The 15,683-nt window shown below is 69.8% G+C and carries 13 protein-coding genes and 1 other RNA gene; 10 read left to right on the top strand and 4 right to left on the bottom strand.

Features of this window, described 5'->3' with window-relative positions; genetic code table 11:
- Positions 1 to 82: 82 nt before the first annotated feature.
- The 10 genes from V5F61_RS16125 to V5F61_RS16080 all read left to right on the top strand — a co-directional run bounded on the left by V5F61_RS16125 (position 83) and on the right by V5F61_RS16080 (position 12,696).
- Positions 83 to 568 (top strand): MarR family winged helix-turn-helix transcriptional regulator, encoded by a 486-nt coding sequence (locus tag V5F61_RS16125; protein WP_393989519.1) that lies wholly within the window; start codon positions 83 to 85, stop codon positions 566 to 568.
- Between the two features lie 251 nt (positions 569 to 819).
- Complete coding sequence (gene rimP, locus V5F61_RS16120) at positions 820 to 1,641, top strand: ribosome maturation factor RimP (RefSeq protein ID WP_393989495.1); 822 nt, start codon at positions 820 to 822, stop codon at positions 1,639 to 1,641.
- Positions 1,641 to 3,248, top strand: coding sequence for a transcription termination factor NusA (nusA, locus tag V5F61_RS16115; RefSeq protein ID WP_393989494.1), 1,608 nt, complete (start codon positions 1,641 to 1,643; stop codon positions 3,246 to 3,248). The genes rimP and nusA overlap by 1 nt, the downstream gene beginning before the upstream one ends.
- 22 nt (positions 3,249 to 3,270) lie before the next feature.
- Entirely contained in the window at positions 3,271 to 4,068 is a 798-nt protein-coding gene (locus tag V5F61_RS16110) for an RNA-binding protein (protein WP_393989493.1), read from the top strand.
- A complete protein-coding gene (gene infB, locus V5F61_RS16105) occupies positions 4,065 to 7,214 on the top strand; it encodes a translation initiation factor IF-2 (RefSeq protein ID WP_393989492.1) in 3,150 nt (1,049 codons plus the stop codon). Before V5F61_RS16110 ends, infB begins: the two co-directional genes overlap by 4 nt.
- A 289-nt stretch (positions 7,215 to 7,503) precedes the next feature.
- Entirely contained in the window at positions 7,504 to 7,926 is a 423-nt protein-coding gene (gene rbfA / locus V5F61_RS16100) for a 30S ribosome-binding factor RbfA (protein ID WP_393989491.1), read from the top strand.
- Positions 7,923 to 8,990 (top strand): tRNA pseudouridine(55) synthase TruB, encoded by a 1,068-nt coding sequence (gene truB, locus V5F61_RS16095; RefSeq protein ID WP_393989490.1) that lies wholly within the window; start codon positions 7,923 to 7,925, stop codon positions 8,988 to 8,990. Before rbfA ends, truB begins: the two co-directional genes overlap by 4 nt.
- A 226-nt stretch (positions 8,991 to 9,216) precedes the next feature.
- Entirely contained in the window at positions 9,217 to 9,486 is a 270-nt protein-coding gene (gene rpsO, locus V5F61_RS16090) for a 30S ribosomal protein S15 (RefSeq protein ID WP_393989489.1), read from the top strand.
- 316 nt (positions 9,487 to 9,802) lie between these two features.
- Entirely contained in the window at positions 9,803 to 11,983 is a 2,181-nt protein-coding gene (pnp, locus tag V5F61_RS16085) for a polyribonucleotide nucleotidyltransferase (protein WP_393989488.1), read from the top strand.
- Between the two features lie 236 nt (positions 11,984 to 12,219).
- On the top strand, positions 12,220 to 12,696 hold the full coding sequence (locus V5F61_RS16080; RefSeq protein ID WP_393989487.1) for a ferritin-like domain-containing protein: 477 nt from the start codon (positions 12,220 to 12,222) through the stop codon (positions 12,694 to 12,696).
- A 72-nt stretch (positions 12,697 to 12,768) separates the two neighbouring features.
- Here the strand turns inward: V5F61_RS16080 and V5F61_RS16075 are convergent, their stop codons facing one another.
- The 4 genes from V5F61_RS16075 to ffs form a co-directional block, all read right to left on the bottom strand.
- Positions 12,769 to 13,089, bottom strand: a complete 321-nt coding sequence (locus V5F61_RS16075; RefSeq protein WP_393989486.1) for a YbaB/EbfC family nucleoid-associated protein — start codon at positions 13,087 to 13,089, stop codon at positions 12,769 to 12,771.
- Between the two features lie 168 nt (positions 13,090 to 13,257).
- Positions 13,258 to 15,099, bottom strand: coding sequence for a DNA polymerase III subunit gamma/tau (locus V5F61_RS16070; RefSeq protein WP_393989485.1), 1,842 nt, complete (start codon positions 15,097 to 15,099; stop codon positions 13,258 to 13,260).
- Positions 15,100 to 15,179: 80 nt separating this feature from the next.
- Positions 15,180 to 15,401, bottom strand: a complete 222-nt coding sequence (locus V5F61_RS16065) for a hypothetical protein (protein WP_393989484.1) — start codon at positions 15,399 to 15,401, stop codon at positions 15,180 to 15,182.
- Positions 15,402 to 15,547: 146 nt separating this feature from the next.
- Positions 15,548 to 15,646, bottom strand: an RNA gene (ffs, locus tag V5F61_RS16060) — signal recognition particle sRNA small type.
- Between the last annotated feature and the right edge of the window lie 37 nt (positions 15,647 to 15,683).

Raw genomic sequence — 15,683 nt, 5'->3', positions numbered from 1 at the left:
GATTTGATCGTGCGCTATTTATTTTCGAGGACATGATCCACCACCCCTCCCGCCGGCGCCTGGAGCGACCATGACCGCCGACATGCCCTCGCCCGCCGGTCCGGCCGCCGGCACACCCGCGCCCGGCCTGCCGCCTTTGGACAACTTCCTGTGCTTCGCCATCTATGCGGCGGGCCACGCCTTCAACCGCGTCTACAAGCCGCTGCTAGAGGCCATCGGCCTCACCTATCCGCAATATCTCGTGATGGTGGCACTGTGGGAGCAGGACGACCAGACGGTGGGCGCCCTCGGCGGGCGGCTCTCCCTCGAATCAAGCACGCTCACGCCGCTGCTGAAGCGCCTGGAAGCCATGGGCCACGTCTCCCGCGCCCGCGACACCAAAGACGAGCGCGTGGTGCGGGTACGCCTCACGCACCAGGGGCGGGCCTTGAAAGAGGAAGCGAAGCGCATCCCCGGCTGCATCCTCGCCGCCACCGGCCTCGACATAAAGCATCTCACGCGGCTCCAAGAAGAGATCAGCTTGCTCCGGAGCAGACTGGAGGAGGCCGCGTCCGACGCCGGCGCCTGATCGCGCGACCTGGGCGGAGCGCCGATCCGCACGGCCCATCTTGCGTATCGCGAGATTCCAGCTATATTTGTGCTGTCCCCGGATGGGGATGCCTCAGCGCCATCGCAGTCGAAGGTGATGAGAGTGGGTCCCCTCGGGGGTCCGCTCCGTTTCTGTTTATCTCATCCCGACAACGGACGCTCCGGCGCAGAATCATTCCGGCGGCCCGCGCTTTCGACCAGCGCCGCCCGCCTCAGCCGTCCCGGAGGGACATGACCGACACCCGCATCGTGCGCGACGATCCGAACGAGCCGCGCCTCATCACCGAAACCGGAGTGGCCGCCCGCGTGGCCGCCATCGCCGACGGCGTGCTCGGTGCGCTCGGCTTCCGCCTGGTGCGCGTGAAGGTGACCAATCGCGACGGCGGCACGGTGCAGATCATGGCCGAGCGCCCCGACGGCACCATGACCATCGACGATTGCGAGACCGCCTCCCGCGCCCTCTCTCCGGTGCTCGACGTGGACGACCCCATCGCCGGCGCCTACCGGCTGGAGATGTCCTCCCCCGGCATCGACCGCCCGCTGGTGCGCCGCTCCGATTTCGAGCGCTGGGCCGGGCATGAGGTGAAGGTGGAGATGAGCGTTCCGGTCGCCGGCCGCAAGCGCTTCCGCGGCCATCTCGAAGGTGTCGAGGGCGCCGCCGCCGTGGTGCGACGCGACGATGCCCGCGCCGACGAAGAAGCCGTCGTCCAGCTGCCCCTCACCGACATCCACGACGCCCGGCTCGTGCTGACGGATGCGCTCATCACCGCCGCGCTGCGCGCCGCCAAGGCGGCCGGCCACGCGCTGGACGAGGATGAGGAAGCCTTCCTGGAAGGCGAGGACGGCGCGCTCGCGTTCGACGACGAGGTCGCCAACGACAATCTGGCGGAGGACGAGGCCCCGGCCGCGCCCGCGCGCAAGCCCGTGGCCAACAAGGGCGCCACCGGCAAGGTGGCGGGCAAGAAGGCCAAGGGCAAGAAGGCCCCGGCCAAGAAATCCAACGCCAAGAAAACCAGTTTCGAGATCACCAGCACCGTGAAGGAGACGCACTGATGGTGGCCGTCAGCGCAAACCGGCTGGAGCTTCTGCAGATCGCCGACGCGGTCGCGCGGGAGAAGTCCATCGATCGCTCCATCGTCATCGCCGCCATGGAAGATGCCATCGCCAAGGCCGCGCGCTCGCGCTACGGCCAGGAGACGGACATCCACGCGGACATCAACCCGCGCACCGGCGAGCTGCGCCTTGCCCGCCACCTGCTGGTGGTGGACGACGTGGAGAACACCGCCACCGAGATCACCCTGGACGGCGCCCGCCGCCACAACCCCGCCGCCCAGGTGGGTGACACCATCGCCGACACCCTGCCCCCCTTCGACTTCGGCCGCATCGCCGCCCAGAGCGCCAAGCAGGTCATCGTGCAGAAGGTCCGCGAGGCCGAGCGCGACCGGCAGTATGATGAATACAAGGACCGCATCGGCGAGGTGGTGAACGGCCTCGTCAAGCGCGTGGAATACGGTAACGTGGTGGTGGACCTCGGCCGCGGCGAGGGCATCCTGCGCCGCGACGAACTGCTCCCGCGCGAGACGGTGAAGACCGGCGACCGCATCCGTGCCTACATCTACGACGTGCGCCGCGAGCCGCGCGGCCCGCAGATCTTCCTGTCGCGCACCCATCCCCAGTTCATGGCGAAGCTGTTCGCCCAGGAAGTGCCGGAGATCTATGACGGCGTGGTCGAGATCAAGGCGGTCGCCCGCGACCCCGGCTCCCGCGCCAAGATCGCCGTCATCTCCCGCGATTCTTCCGTCGATCCCGTGGGCGCCTGCGTCGGCATGCGCGGCTCGCGCGTGCAGGCGGTGGTGAACGAGCTGCAGGGCGAGAAGATCGACATCATCCCCTGGAACAACGACATCGCGACTTTCATCGTGAATGCGCTGGCCCCGGCGGAAGTGGTCAAGGTGGTGCTCGACGAGGATCGCGAGCGCATCGAGGTGGTGGTGCCCGACGCCCAGCTCTCGCTGGCCATCGGCCGCCGCGGCCAGAACGTGCGCCTCGCCACCCAGCTCACCGGCTGGGACATCGACATCATGACCGAGCAGGAGGAGAGCGAGCGGCGGCAGAAGGAATTCGCCGAGCGCACCAAGATGTTCTCCGAGGCGCTCGATCTCGACGAGATGATGGGCCAGCTGCTCGCATCCGAGGGCTTCAGCTCGGTGGAGGAGATCGCCTACGTGCCGGTGTCGGAGCTCGCCTCCATCGAGGGCTTCGACGAGGACACCGCCGCCGAGCTCCAGGCCCGCGCCCAGAAGCATCTGGCGGAGGTGGAGGAAGCCCTCGACGACCGCCGCAAGGAGCTGGGCGTCGAGGACGACCTGAAAACCCTGCCCGGCGTCACCACCAAGATGCTGGTGGCATTCGGCGAGAACGACATCAAGAGTGTCGAGGACCTCGCCGGCTGCGCCACCGACGACCTCATCGGCTGGTCGGAGCGCAAGGACGGCGAGACCGTCCGCCATGCCGGCGCCCTGGACGGCTTCGAATTCTCCCGCGAGGACGCCGAGCAGCTCATCATGCATGCCCGTGTCGCCGCCGGCTGGATCGAGGCGCCGGAGGACGACGAGGCGGTGGAAGACGAGGCGGAAGACGCCTCCCAGGCCGACGCCTGAGAGCCAAGGGAGATGACCCGCAGTGCTTGCCGAGATGGTCGAGATGGAGACGGACGAGGGACCGCGCGGGCTGAGCTCGCCGCGGGCACCCCTGTCGCGCCTGTGCCTCGCCACCCGGCAGGTCACGCCGGTCAGCGAGATGCTGCGCTTCGTGGTGGGGCCGGACGGGCACATCGTCCCGGACCTCACCCGTAGGCTGCCCGGGCGCGGCGCGTGGGTTCGAGCCACACGCGCCGACCTGGAAACGGCCCTGAAGCGCAAGGCTTTCGGCCGCGCCTTCAAGGGCAAAGGGCAGCCCGCTCCCGGCCTGGCGGCGCTGGTGGACGGTCTTCTCGACAAGGACATGCGCGGCGCCCTGTCCCTCGCCAACAAGGCGGGACAGGTGGTGACCGGTGCCATGAAGGTGGAGCAGGCGCTCGCCTCGGGCACGGTCCAGGTGCTGCTCCACGCTGCCGACGCGCGCCCCGACGGGGTGCGCAAGCTCGACGCCCTCGCCCGCCAGATTGCCCGCGCGGAAGCGGGTACGGCGCGCAAGGCGCCCGAGATCGTCGATTGCTTACCCGGCGTTGATTTGGACTTGGCGTTGGGGCGGTCAAATGTGGTACATGCGGCCCTGCTTGCGCATCCGACGACTGCGGGATTTCTCGCGCGCTGCCGCAGGCTCGAACGCTGGCGGATGGGGATACCCTCCAGCGACGAGCAGGCGGCACCCGTGAGCAGGGACCTTATGGCTCTGGCTCCTTCAGCAGAGCACCAGAGCGCCGAAGACGAGGACAGCAGCCGAGCGCCCGGCCGGATGCAAGGAACGGATACGGAATGAACGACACGAAGACACCCGGCGACAAGACGCTCCATCCCGCCCCCGGCAGCAAGACGCTCACCCTGAAGCGCCCGGTGGAGCAGGGCACGGTGCGCCAGAGCTTCAGCCATGGCCGTTCGAAGGCGGTCGTGGTGGAGAAGGTGAAGCGCCGCGTCATCCCCGGTGAGGCCGGCCATGCCCCGGCCGCGGCGGCGCCTGCGACCGCGCCGGCCGCCCCCGCGCGTCCCGCGGCTCCGGTTGCGGCGGCGGCCCCGAAGGCTGCGCCCGCAGTGACCCCGGCCGCGCCGGCCCCTGTTTCGGCGGCGCCGAGCGCACCCCAGCCGGCGGCGCCCGTTGTCGCCCCCGCTCCGGTGGAAGCCAAGGCTCCCGTGGAAACCAAGGCTCCCGAGCCGGCTCCCGCCGCTCCTGAGGCGCCCAAGGCACCGGCCCCCGCGGCTCCCGTTCCGAGCGAGCCCGTCGCGGCCGCGCCGGCGCCCCAGCCGACCGAGCCCGCGCCGGTGGCCAAGCCGGCGGTGCCCGCCGAGCCTGCGCGCCCGGCTGCTGCTGCAGCTCCCGCCGCCCCGCGTCCCGCCGCCCCCAGCCAGGGCGCCGCGAGCCACGGCGCTGCGCGGACGTCCGGCGGCGCGCAGCAGCGCTCCGGCACCGGTGGCCCGCAGCGTTCGGGTGCGCCCCAGTCCAATCGTCCCGGCCAGGGCCACGGCGCCGCTCAGGGCCAGGGCCAGCGTGCCGGCGGCGGTCCCGATCGCCGCTCCGGCGGCCCGCAGGGCCGGCCCGGCTCTCAGCGCCAGGGCGGCTCCGGCGTGGTGCTGCGCACCCTGACCGACGAGGAGCGCAACGCCCGCGCCACCGCCCTTGCCGATGCGCGCGCCCGCGCCGTCGAAGAGGCGCGCATGGCGGAAGAACGTCGCATCGCGGAGGAGGAAGCCCGCCGCCGTGCCGAGCGCGAGCGCGCCGAGCGCGCCGAGCGTGAGGCCGCCGAGGCGCGCAAGCGCGAGGAGGACGCGCGCCGCGCTGCCGAAGAAGACAAGAAGCGCAAGGCCGAGCAGGAAGCGCGCAAGCGCTTTGGCGAGGAGCAGGGCACGGGCGCGCGTCCGGCCGGCGCCTCTGCCGGCGCGGCCGCCCCGCGGACTGCGACGCCCCGTCCTGCCGGCACGGCCGCCGAGTCCGAGGAAGAGCGCCGCACCGCCCGCAAGGGTCCGGGCGCGCGCATCGCCACCCCGGTGAAGGTGCCCCGCGCTCCGGCCGGCCCGGAGAAGCAGCGCGGCCGCCTCACCGTCGTCACCGCCCTGTCGAGCGACGAGGAGCGCCAGCGCTCGGTGGCGTCCTTCCGCCGCCGCACCCAGCGCATGACCGGCAACCGCGCCCAGGAGAGCAAGGAAAAGATCTCCCGCGAGGTCATCCTGCCCGAAACCATCACCATCCAGGAGCTCGCCAACCGCATGTCGGAGCGCGGCGTGGATGTGATCCGGCTGCTGATGAAGCAGGGGCAGATGCTGAAGATCACCGACGTGATCGACGCCGACACCGCCGAGCTGATCGCCGAGGAGATGGGCCACACCGTGCGCCGCGTCTCGGAATCCGACGTGGAAGAGGGCCTGTTCGACACGCCCGACGCCCCGGAGACCCTGCTGCCGCGTCCGGCCGTCGTGACCATCATGGGCCACGTCGACCACGGCAAGACCTCGCTCCTCGATGCCATCCGCAAGGCGAACGTGGTTTCCGGCGAGGCCGGCGGCATCACCCAGCACATCGGTGCCTATCAGGTGACGTCGCCGTCCGGCAGCAAGATCACCTTCATCGACACCCCCGGCCACGCCGCGTTCACCGCCATGCGCGCCCGCGGCGCCAAGGTGACGGACATCGTGGTGCTGGTGGTGGCCGCCGATGACGGCGTGATGCCGCAGACGGTGGAGGCCATCAACCACGCCCGCGCGGCGGGCGTGCCGATCATCGTGGCCATCAACAAGATCGACAAGCCCGGCGCCAAGCCCGAGCGCGTGCGCACCGAGCTCCTCCAGCACGAGGTGCAGGTGGAGAGCATGGGCGGCGAGACGCTCGAGGTGGAGGTCTCCGCCAAGGAGCGCCTCAACCTCGACAAGCTGCTGGAAGCGATCGCCCTGCAGTCCGAGCTGCTGGACCTCAAGGCCAGCCCGGACCGCGATGCCGAAGGCACCGTGGTGGAAGCCAAGCTCGATCGCGGCCGCGGCCCGGTGGCGACAGTGCTGGTGCAGCGCGGCACCCTGAAGGTCGGCGACATCGTCGTCGCCGGCGCCGAATGGGGTCGCGTGCGCGCCCTGATCTCCGACACCGGCGCCAACGTGGAGACCGCCGGTCCCTCGTTCCCGGCGGAAGTGCTCGGCTTCAACGGCACCCCGGAGGCGGGTGACCGCCTCGCGGTGGTGGAGAACGAAGCCCGCGCCCGCGAGATCACCGACTACCGCCAGCGCCAGAAGCGCGAGAAGGCGGCGGCGCGTTCCGCCACCATGCGCGGCTCGCTCGAGCAGATGATGAGCCAGGTCAAGGCGACCGGGCGCAAGGAATTCCCCCTCATCATCAAGGGCGACGTGTCCGGCTCGGTGGAGGCCATCATCGACGCCCTCGAGAAGGTCGGCAACGACGAGGTGCAGGCCCGCATCATCCATTCGGGTGCCGGCGGCATCAACGAAAGCGACGTGACCCTCGCCGAGACTTCCGGCGCGGCCATCATCGCCTTCAACGTCCGCGCCAACAAGGAAGCGCGCGACGCGGCCGAGCGGGCGGGCATCGAGATCCGCTACTACAACATCATCTACGACCTCGTGGATGACGTGAAGAAGGCCATGAGCGGCCTGCTCGCTCCGGTCATCCGCGAGACCATGCTCGGCAACGCGCTCATCAAGGAGATCTTCGCGGTCTCCAAGGTCGGCAAGGTGGCGGGCTGCCAGGTCACCGACGGCGTCGTGGAACGCGGACAGCATGTCCGCCTCATCCGCGACAACGTGGTGATCCACGAAGGCAAGCTCGCGACCCTGAACCGCTTCAAGGATGCGGTAAACACCGTGCACGCCGGCCAGGATTGCGGCATGTCCTTCGAGAACTACCAGGACATGCGCGCGGGCGACGTCATCGAGTGCTTCCGCGTGGAGACGGTGCAGCGCTCGCTGTGAGGCGGGCCGGCCGCAAGCGCCGGGACGCGCCCCCGTCCGCTGGGAAAAACGGGAGGAGGCCGCGCCGGCATCGGCGCCGGCCCTTCGCGCCGTTGTCTCTGGCTGACGCATCGCGCCTTCCCCAGGCTCGCCCCCGCCGGACGCGGGGCGGGCCCGGGCGCCGGAGTCCCGAGGGGCGAGGCGGCGCGCAGCGAGGAACCATCACCGGAGCGGCACGGTCCAAGCCCGTCCGCTCCCCCGAAAGAGAAGGTGCCCGGCCCGCCGCGGCGCCGCTGAGGCTTTTAGATCCATGAGACAAGAGACCCGCACGGGAGGCGGCCCCTCCCAGCGCATGCTGCGCGTCGGCGAGCTGGTGCGCCATGCTCTCGCCGACGTGCTCTCGCGCGGCGACCATATCGACCCGGCTCTTTCCGGCCACATCATCACGGTGCCGGAAGTGCGCATGTCGCCGGACCTGAAGATCGCCACCTGCTTCGTGATGCCGCTGGGCGGCAAGGACCTGAAGGCGGTGCTGAAGGCGCTCGACGACAACCGCCGCCACCTGCGTGCCGAAGTGGCCCGCCGGGTGGAGCTGAAATCCGTGCCCGAGCTGCGCTTCCGCGAGGACACCTCGTTTGACGAGGGTGCCCGCATGGACCAGCTCCTGCGCTCTCCCGAGGTCGTGCGCGACCTCGACACCGACAGCGACGACGAAGAGACCAACCGCGAATGACCTCCGCCTCTGCCGCCCCCGCCCCGCAGCCCGCCGAGGAAGGCGCAGCCGGCGCCCCGCGCGAGCGCGCGCCCCGCGCCCCCCGCGAGCAGGACAACCGCCCCCGCGCGCCCAAGCGCGACCTCGACGGCTGGGTGCTCCTGGACAAGCCCGTGGGCCTCACCTCCACCCAGGCGGTGACGGTGGTGAAGCGCCTGTTCGGCGCCAAGAAGGCCGGCCACGCCGGCACGCTCGATCCGCTGGCATCCGGCTGCCTGCCCATCGCCTTCGGCGAGGCCACCAAGACCGTCCCCTACGTGATGGATGGCCGCAAGACCTACCGCTTCACCGTGCGCTTCGGCATCGAGACCGACACCGACGACGCGGAAGGCAAGGAGGTCGCGGCCTCCGACCTGCGCCCCGCGGACGAGGAGATCGTCGCCGCCCTCGCCCATTTCCAGGGCGAGATCATGCAGGTGCCGCCGGCCTATTCCGCCCTCAAGATCGGCGGCGAGCGCGCCTATGACCTTGCCCGCGAGGGCGAGGAGGTGAAGCTCCAGGCCCGGCCCGTCACCATCTTCAGCATCCGGCTGGTGGAGCGGCCCGACGCCGACCATGCGGTGCTGGAAGCCCAGTGCGGCAAGGGCACCTATGTGCGCGCCATCGCCCGCGACCTCGGCCGCATGCTGGGCGCGAAGGGGCATGTCTCGGCCCTGCGCCGCACCTCCGTGGGCCCGTTCCTGGAGGAGGACCTCGTGCCCCTCGACGAGCTGCGCGCCCGCGCCGACGCCGGGGAAGAGCCGCTGATGGAGGCGCTCGACCCCGTGGAATTCGCCCTGGAGGAGCTGCCGCAGATCGCGGTGACCCCGCCGGACGCCCACCGCCTGCGCTGCGGGCAGAGCGTGATCCTGCGCGGGCGCGACGCGCCCATCGTGGACGGCCACGCCGCGGTGTTCTGCCAGAACGCACTGATCGCCATCGGCGACGTGGAGGCGGGCGAGATCTACCCGCACCGTGTGTTCAACTGGGCCCGCAAGAGCCCCGCCCGCGCCAGGCCCCAGCGCCCGCCCGAGACGCAGGACTGACACGCCCCGGAGGCCGGCGGCCAAACATTCCGCTGGTCCCGCCGACAAAAGCCGCTATAGTCCGCCCCGCGCGGACGGTGCCTTCGGGTGCCGCTTTTCGCGTTGCTGTTTCGACCGTGCTGGACGACATCCCGGCCCGGCCGCCCCACGCCCGCCCCGTCATTTCCGGCCATGCCGCGGAGGGGGAGCGGGCGCGTTTCTCCACATCGTCTGAAAGGAAAATACGATGTCGATCACTGCCGAGCGCAAGCAGGCGCTCATCAAGGAATATGGGGCCAAGGAAGGCGACACCGGTTCGCCCGAGGTGCAGGTGGCTGTGCTCACGGAGCGCATCGTGAACCTCACCGAGCACTTCAAGTCCCACCACAAGGACAACCACTCCCGCCGCGGCCTGCTCAAGCTGGTGTCGCAGCGCCGGAGCCTCCTCGACTATCTGAAGAAGAAGGACGAGGGCCGCTACAAGAGCCTGATCGGGCGCCTCGGCCTGCGCCGCTGATGCCTGTGCCGGATCCGGGCCTGCCCCGGATCCGCTGGCGCCCCCGCGGGCGCGGATAAACCGGAGCCCGGCGCCAAGGCCGGGTGCCGCAAGCATAAGAAGGCCCGGCTCTCCGCCGAGGCCGCGCGCCGCGAAAGGCGCGCCGTCGCCGCAGGCATGAGGCCTGCCGCGCAGATATGAACGCAAGGGACGAGTCATGGCAGGATCGCCGGACGCTACCGTCGGGGCCCCTTCGTGAGAGGGGCAGCCTCGCGCGGCGCGTCCGGCCGTCTTGCTCATGGCTCTCCCCGTCTGCCATAGAGAAAGACAAGACAACATGTTCGACATTCACAGCGAGACGCTGGACTGGGGTGGCACGCCCCTGACCCTCGAGACGGGCAAGATGGCCCGCCAGGCGGATGGCTCCGTGCTCGCCACCTACGGCGACACCAAGGTGCTGGCCACCGTCGTCTCGGCCAAGGAGCCGAAGCCCGGCCAGGACTTCTTCCCCCTGACCGTCAACTACCAGGAAAAGACCTACGCGGCCGGCCGCATCCCCGGCGGCTACTTCAAGCGCGAGGGCCGTCCCTCCGAGAAGGAGACCCTGGTCTCCCGCCTCATCGACCGCCCCATCCGTCCGCTGTTCCCCGATGGCTACAAGTGCGACACCCAGGTGATCATCACCGTGCTCGCCCATGACCTGGAGAACGATCCCGACATCGTCTCCATGGTGGCCGCCTCCGCCGCCCTCACCCTCTCCGGCATTCCCTTCATGGGCCCGGTGGGCGCCGCCCGCGTCGGCTTCATCGACGGCGAGTACGTGCTCAACCCCACCGTGGACGAAGTGAAGGAATCGGCCCTGGAGCTGGTGGTTGCCGGCACCGCCGACGCCGTGCTGATGGTGGAGTCCGAGGCTAAGGAGCTGCCCGAGGAGATCATGCTCGGCGCGGTGATGTTTGGCCACCGCCACTTCCAGCCGGTGATCGAGGCCATCATCAAGCTGGCCGAGAAGGCCGCCAAGGAGCCCCGCACCTTCGAGCCGGTGGACGTTTCCGCCATCGAGGCCAAGGTGAAGGAGATCGCCGAGGCCGACCTGCGCGCCGCCTACAAGATCAAGCAGAAGCAGTCCCGCTACGAGGCCGTTGGCGCCGCCAAGGCCAAGGTGAAGAAGTATTACGAGGAACTCGCCATCTCCGGCGAGAGCGTGCCCAACGCGCAGCTCGTGTCCGAGGTGTTCAAGGCGCTCGAAGCCAAGATCGTGCGCTGGAACATCCTCGACGACGGCATCCGCATCGACGGCCGTGACGTGCGCACCGTGCGCCCGATCGTGTCCGAGGTCGGCATCCTGCCCCGCGCCCACGGCTCGGCCCTGTTCACCCGCGGCGAGACGCAGGCCCTGGTGGTCGCCACCCTCGGCACCGGCGAGGACGAGCAGTTCATCGACAGCCTGGAAGGCACCTACAAGGAGCACTTCCTGCTGCACTACAACTTCCCGCCCTTCTCCGTGGGCGAGACCGGCCGCATGGGCTCCCCCGGCCGTCGCGAGATCGGCCACGGCAAGCTCGCCTGGCGCGCCATCCACCCGATGCTGCCGGCCAAGCACGAGTTCCCCTACACCCTGCGCGTGGTGTCGGAGATCCTGGAATCCAACGGCTCGTCCTCCATGGCGACCGTGTGCGGCTCCTCCCTGGCGCTGATGGATGCGGGCGTGCCGCTGCGCCGCCCGGTGGCCGGCATCGCCATGGGCCTCATCCTTGAGGGTGAGAAGTTCGCCGTGCTGTCCGACATCCTGGGCGACGAGGATCACCTCGGCGACATGGACTTCAAGGTGGCCGGCACCGAGAATGGTGTCACCTCCCTGCAGATGGACATCAAGATCGCCGGCATCACCGAGGAGATCATGAAGGTCGCCCTGGCCCAGGCCAAGGACGGGCGCGCCCACATCCTCGGCGAGATGGCCAAGGCCCTCACCAGCGCCCGCGCCGAGCTGGGCGAGCATGCCCCGCGCATCGAGGTGATGAAGATCCCGGTGGACAAGATCCGCGAAGTGATCGGCTCCGGCGGCAAGGTGATCCGCGAGATCGTCGAGAAGACCGGCGCCAAGGTCAATATCGAGGACGACGGCACCATCAAGATCGCCTCCTCCTCGGGCGACAGCATCAAGGCCGCCATCAACTGGATCAAGTCCATCGCCTCCGAGCCGGAAGTGGGCCAGATCTACGAGGGCACCGTGGTGAAGGTGGTGGACTTCGGCGCCTTCGTGAACTTCTTCGGTTCCAAGGACGGCCTGGTGCACGTCTCCCAGATGGCCCGCGAGCGCGTCGCCAAGCCCTCCGACGTCGTCAAGGAAGGCGACAAGGTGAAGGTGAAGCTGATGGGCTTCGACGAGCGCGGCAAGACCCGCCTCTCCATGAAGGTGGTGGACCAGGCGACCGGCGAGGACCTGGAAGCCAAGGAAAAGGCCGAGAAGGAAGCCGCCCGCGCTGCCGCCGAGGGCGAGAACGGCGCGGCGGAGTGATCCGCCGCGGGCCCCGTGCCCGCGCCGCCTGACGACGCGAGGGGCGGCCGAAAGGCCGCCCCTTTGCTTTTGGGCGCCGAGAACGCGGAGAATTCACCGCTCCATGACCTGGATCAATCGGACCTCGGCATCCCTGCCGTAAAGATCATCGGATATTTTCGCCACACCACGGCCGGCATTCGCCGGCGCCGCAGGCGCCCGCATTTCCATCGCACCGCATTCCGGAGGACGGCACATTGAAGAGCGTCGAAGAATTCCTGGCCTACGCCGCCAAGCTCGAAGAGGAAGCCGCGCTGCGCTTCGGCGAGCTGGCCGATTCCATGATGAGCTGCGGCAACACCGAGGTGGGCCAGCTCTTCCGGCAGCTGTCGGACTATTCGCGCATGCACCTTGCCGATGCACGGGCACGCGCCAAGTATCGTGACATTCCCGACCTGAAGCCCAATGAATTCCAGTGGCCCGACCTGGAAAGCCCGGAAACCGCGCGCATCTGGGCGGCGGACCCTTTCCTCGGCCATGCGGAGGCGCTGGAGATCGCGCGTGAGGCCGAGGAGGCGAGCCGCGATTACTACAAGTCCATCCTCGACACCACGCAGGACCCGGAAATCAAGGCGCTCGCGCTGGAGTTCTTCGAGGAAGAGAGCGAGCATGTGCGCGAGATCCACAAATGGATCTCGGCCTACAAGGCGGGGCAGCGCGCCCCGGCGCAGTGAGCCGCGCACGCAAGCGCAGCGACGGGACAAAAGGCCGGAGGCGGCGACGCCGCGCCCGGCCTTCCGGATCGATCAGAACAGCTTCATGCCCGCCGGCAGGGAGAGGCCGCCGGTGAGCGACTGCATCTTCTCCTGCATCACGCGCTCGGCCTTGGCGCGGGCGTCGGCCAGGGCGGCGACGACGAGATCCTCGATGATCTCCACCTCGTCCGGCTTCACCAGCGTGGGATCAATGTGCACCGCCTTGCACTCGCCCTTGGCGGTGACGCGGGCGGTGACCAGCCCGCCGCCGGAAGCGCCCTCCACCTCGATGGTGTCGAGCTCCGCCTGCATCTGCTGCATGCGCTCCTGCAGCTCCTTGGCCTGCTTCATCATGCCCAAGAGGTCGCGCATCGCCGCCTTTCTCCTTCAGTAGAGCGTTTTCTGGCGAAGCCGACGAGGTTCACCTGAAAACACGTAAATGCAGAAAACCTGAACTCTTTGCTTAAGCGAGAGCGATTGGAAGATGCTCCGCCCCCTGCCTTGCCGCAGCTCCGGACGCACGCTTTCGCTTGGCTTTCCCTAGTATTCGATCTCGTCGTCGGGTCCGGGTCCGGAATAGGCGTCTTCCTCCGCCGGCGGAAGGGCCTCCGCCGCGACGTCGTCGCGGGTACGCACATCCACCACCTCGGCGCCGGGAAAACGGGAGAGCACCGCCGCCACCAGGGGGTGGGCCTTGATGCCCTCCTCCCGCTCGGCGCGGCGCGCCTGCTTCTCCTCGGCGAGGGTGGCGCCGCCCTGCTCCTGCGAGAGGGAGACGAGCCAGCGCCGACCGGTCCATTCCGTGAGCTTGCGGGAGATGTCGCCCACCACCGTGGCGCTGCCACCGGGCGCGAGGGCGAGCTCGATATGCCCATCCTCGAACCGCACCGGGCGCACCTGGGTCTCCACCGCCAGCTTCAGCATCAGGTCGCGCTTCTCGCTGGCGAGGGCGGCGAGGTCCGCGAGGCTCGCGAGGCGGGGGCCTGCCTGGACGGGCAGGGCCGGCGCGCGCGCGGGCATGGGCCGCGGCTCCGCCGTGGCCACCGCCAGGGACAATCGCGCGCCCCCTCCCCCCCCGCCGCCACCGGAGGGCGCGGGGCCGGGCACAGGCGCCGGGGCGGGCTGGTCCTTCAGGCGGCGCAGGGCCTCGTCCGGGGTGGGCAGGTCCGCGGCATAGGCGAGGCGCACCAGCGCCATTTCCGCCGCCTGCACGGGCTTTCCGGCCTGCTGCACTTCGCCGACGCCCTTCTGGAGCATCTGCCACGCCCGCGCCAGCACGCGCATGGAAAGGGCGCCGGCCATCTGGGCGCCGCGCACGCGCTCGGCCTCCACCAAAGCGGCATCCTCGGCCGCGCCGGGCACGATCTTCAGGCGCGTGACGAGATGGGTGAATTCGGCGAGGTCGGTGAGGATCACCGCCGGGTCGGCGCCGGCGTCGTACTGGTCGCGGAACTCGGCCAGCGCCTTCGGCATGTCGCCGCGCATGAGCGCCTCGAACAGGTCGATGACGCGCCCCTTGTCGGCAAGGCCCAGCAGGCGCCGGACCTCTTCCGCCGAAACCTGCCCGCCGCCATGGGCGATGGCCTGGTCGAGCAGGGAGAGGCTGTCGCGCACCGAGCCCTCGGCCGCCCGCGCCACGATGGAGAGCGCCTCGGGCTCGATCCGCACCCCCTCCTTGGCGCAGATGCCGGCGAGGTGCTCGGCCAGCACGCCCGCGTCCACGCGGCGCAGGTCGAAGCGCTGGCAGCGCGAGAGCACGGTGACGGGCACCTTGCGGATCTCGGTGGTGGCGAAGATGAACTTCACATGCTCCGGCGGCTCCTCCAGCGTCTTCAGCAGCCCGTTGAAGGCGGCCGTGGAGAGCATGTGCACTTCGTCGATGATGTAGACCTTGTAGCGCGCCATCACCGGCCGGTAGCGCGCGCTTTCGATGATCTCGCGGATGTCGTTGATGGAGGTGTTGGAGGCTGCGTCCATCTCCATCACGTCCACGTGGCGTGATTCGATGATGTCGCGGCAGTGCTTGCCGGGCACGGAAAGGTCGAGGCTGGGCCCGCCGGGCGCGCCGTCTGCGGGCTCGTAATTGAGCGCGCGGGCGAGAATGCGGGCGGTGGTGGTCTTGCCCACCCCGCGCACGCCGGTGAGGATGTAGGCCTGGGCGATGCGGCCGGAGGCGAACGCGTTCTTCAGCGTGCGGACCATGGCCTCCTGGCCGATGAGGTCCTTGAAGTTCTGCGGCCGATACTTGCGCGCCAGCACCCTGTAGGCCCCCGCCGCCGGCTGGGCAGGCGCCGGGGGCGCGCCGAGATCGAGGCCGGGGCCGTCGTGCTCCGGCGTCTCCAGGGCGAGGGCGTCAAGGTCGTCGCGGGTGGTGTCGCTCATGGCATCCTACATAGAGCATCCGCGCCGGTGCCGCCACGCGGGCGGGAATCACTTCGCCCGGAGATGATCTCTCCCGAAGGTCACTTGGCCTTGGTGAGCACGTCCACGTCGCCCACGCGCACGCAGACATAACGGCGGAAGCCCTGCTCGAACTCGCCCTTGGCCTTGGCGTCGAGCTTGGCGGGCACGTTGCGGGTAATGGAGGCCTTGCAGGCGTCCTCGGAGGCGTAGGCGGCCTCCTTCACCACGTGCACGTCCGGACCGGAAAGGGCATTGAGCAGGACGATGACGACGACCCACATGCTGGCAGCTCCTCTTGTTGGGGCGCCATGTTGGTAGGGGTCGATCGGAGCAGGATTGCGACGGCGCCACGGCCATCCACAGGCGCCGCGCCCACAGCACGCCCCCGCGCCGCGCGGGACGCGCCGGAGGCAGGGGCTGCTGACAGGGTGGGAGGCTGGACGAAGACCCGAGACCGGGCTCGTTGGGGCTGCTTCCTTCCGGACCTGACCCGGTTGGCGAGTGGCTCGTCCACCGCCAACCTCCCGAGCGACCATATGGCAGGGGAACGGGCGAAGCGCAAG

The organism is Xanthobacter sediminis (assembly GCF_043195015.1).
GTDB lineage: Bacteria > Pseudomonadota > Alphaproteobacteria > Rhizobiales > Xanthobacteraceae > Xanthobacter.
This window is presented reverse-complemented; position numbering and strand designations above follow the sequence as displayed.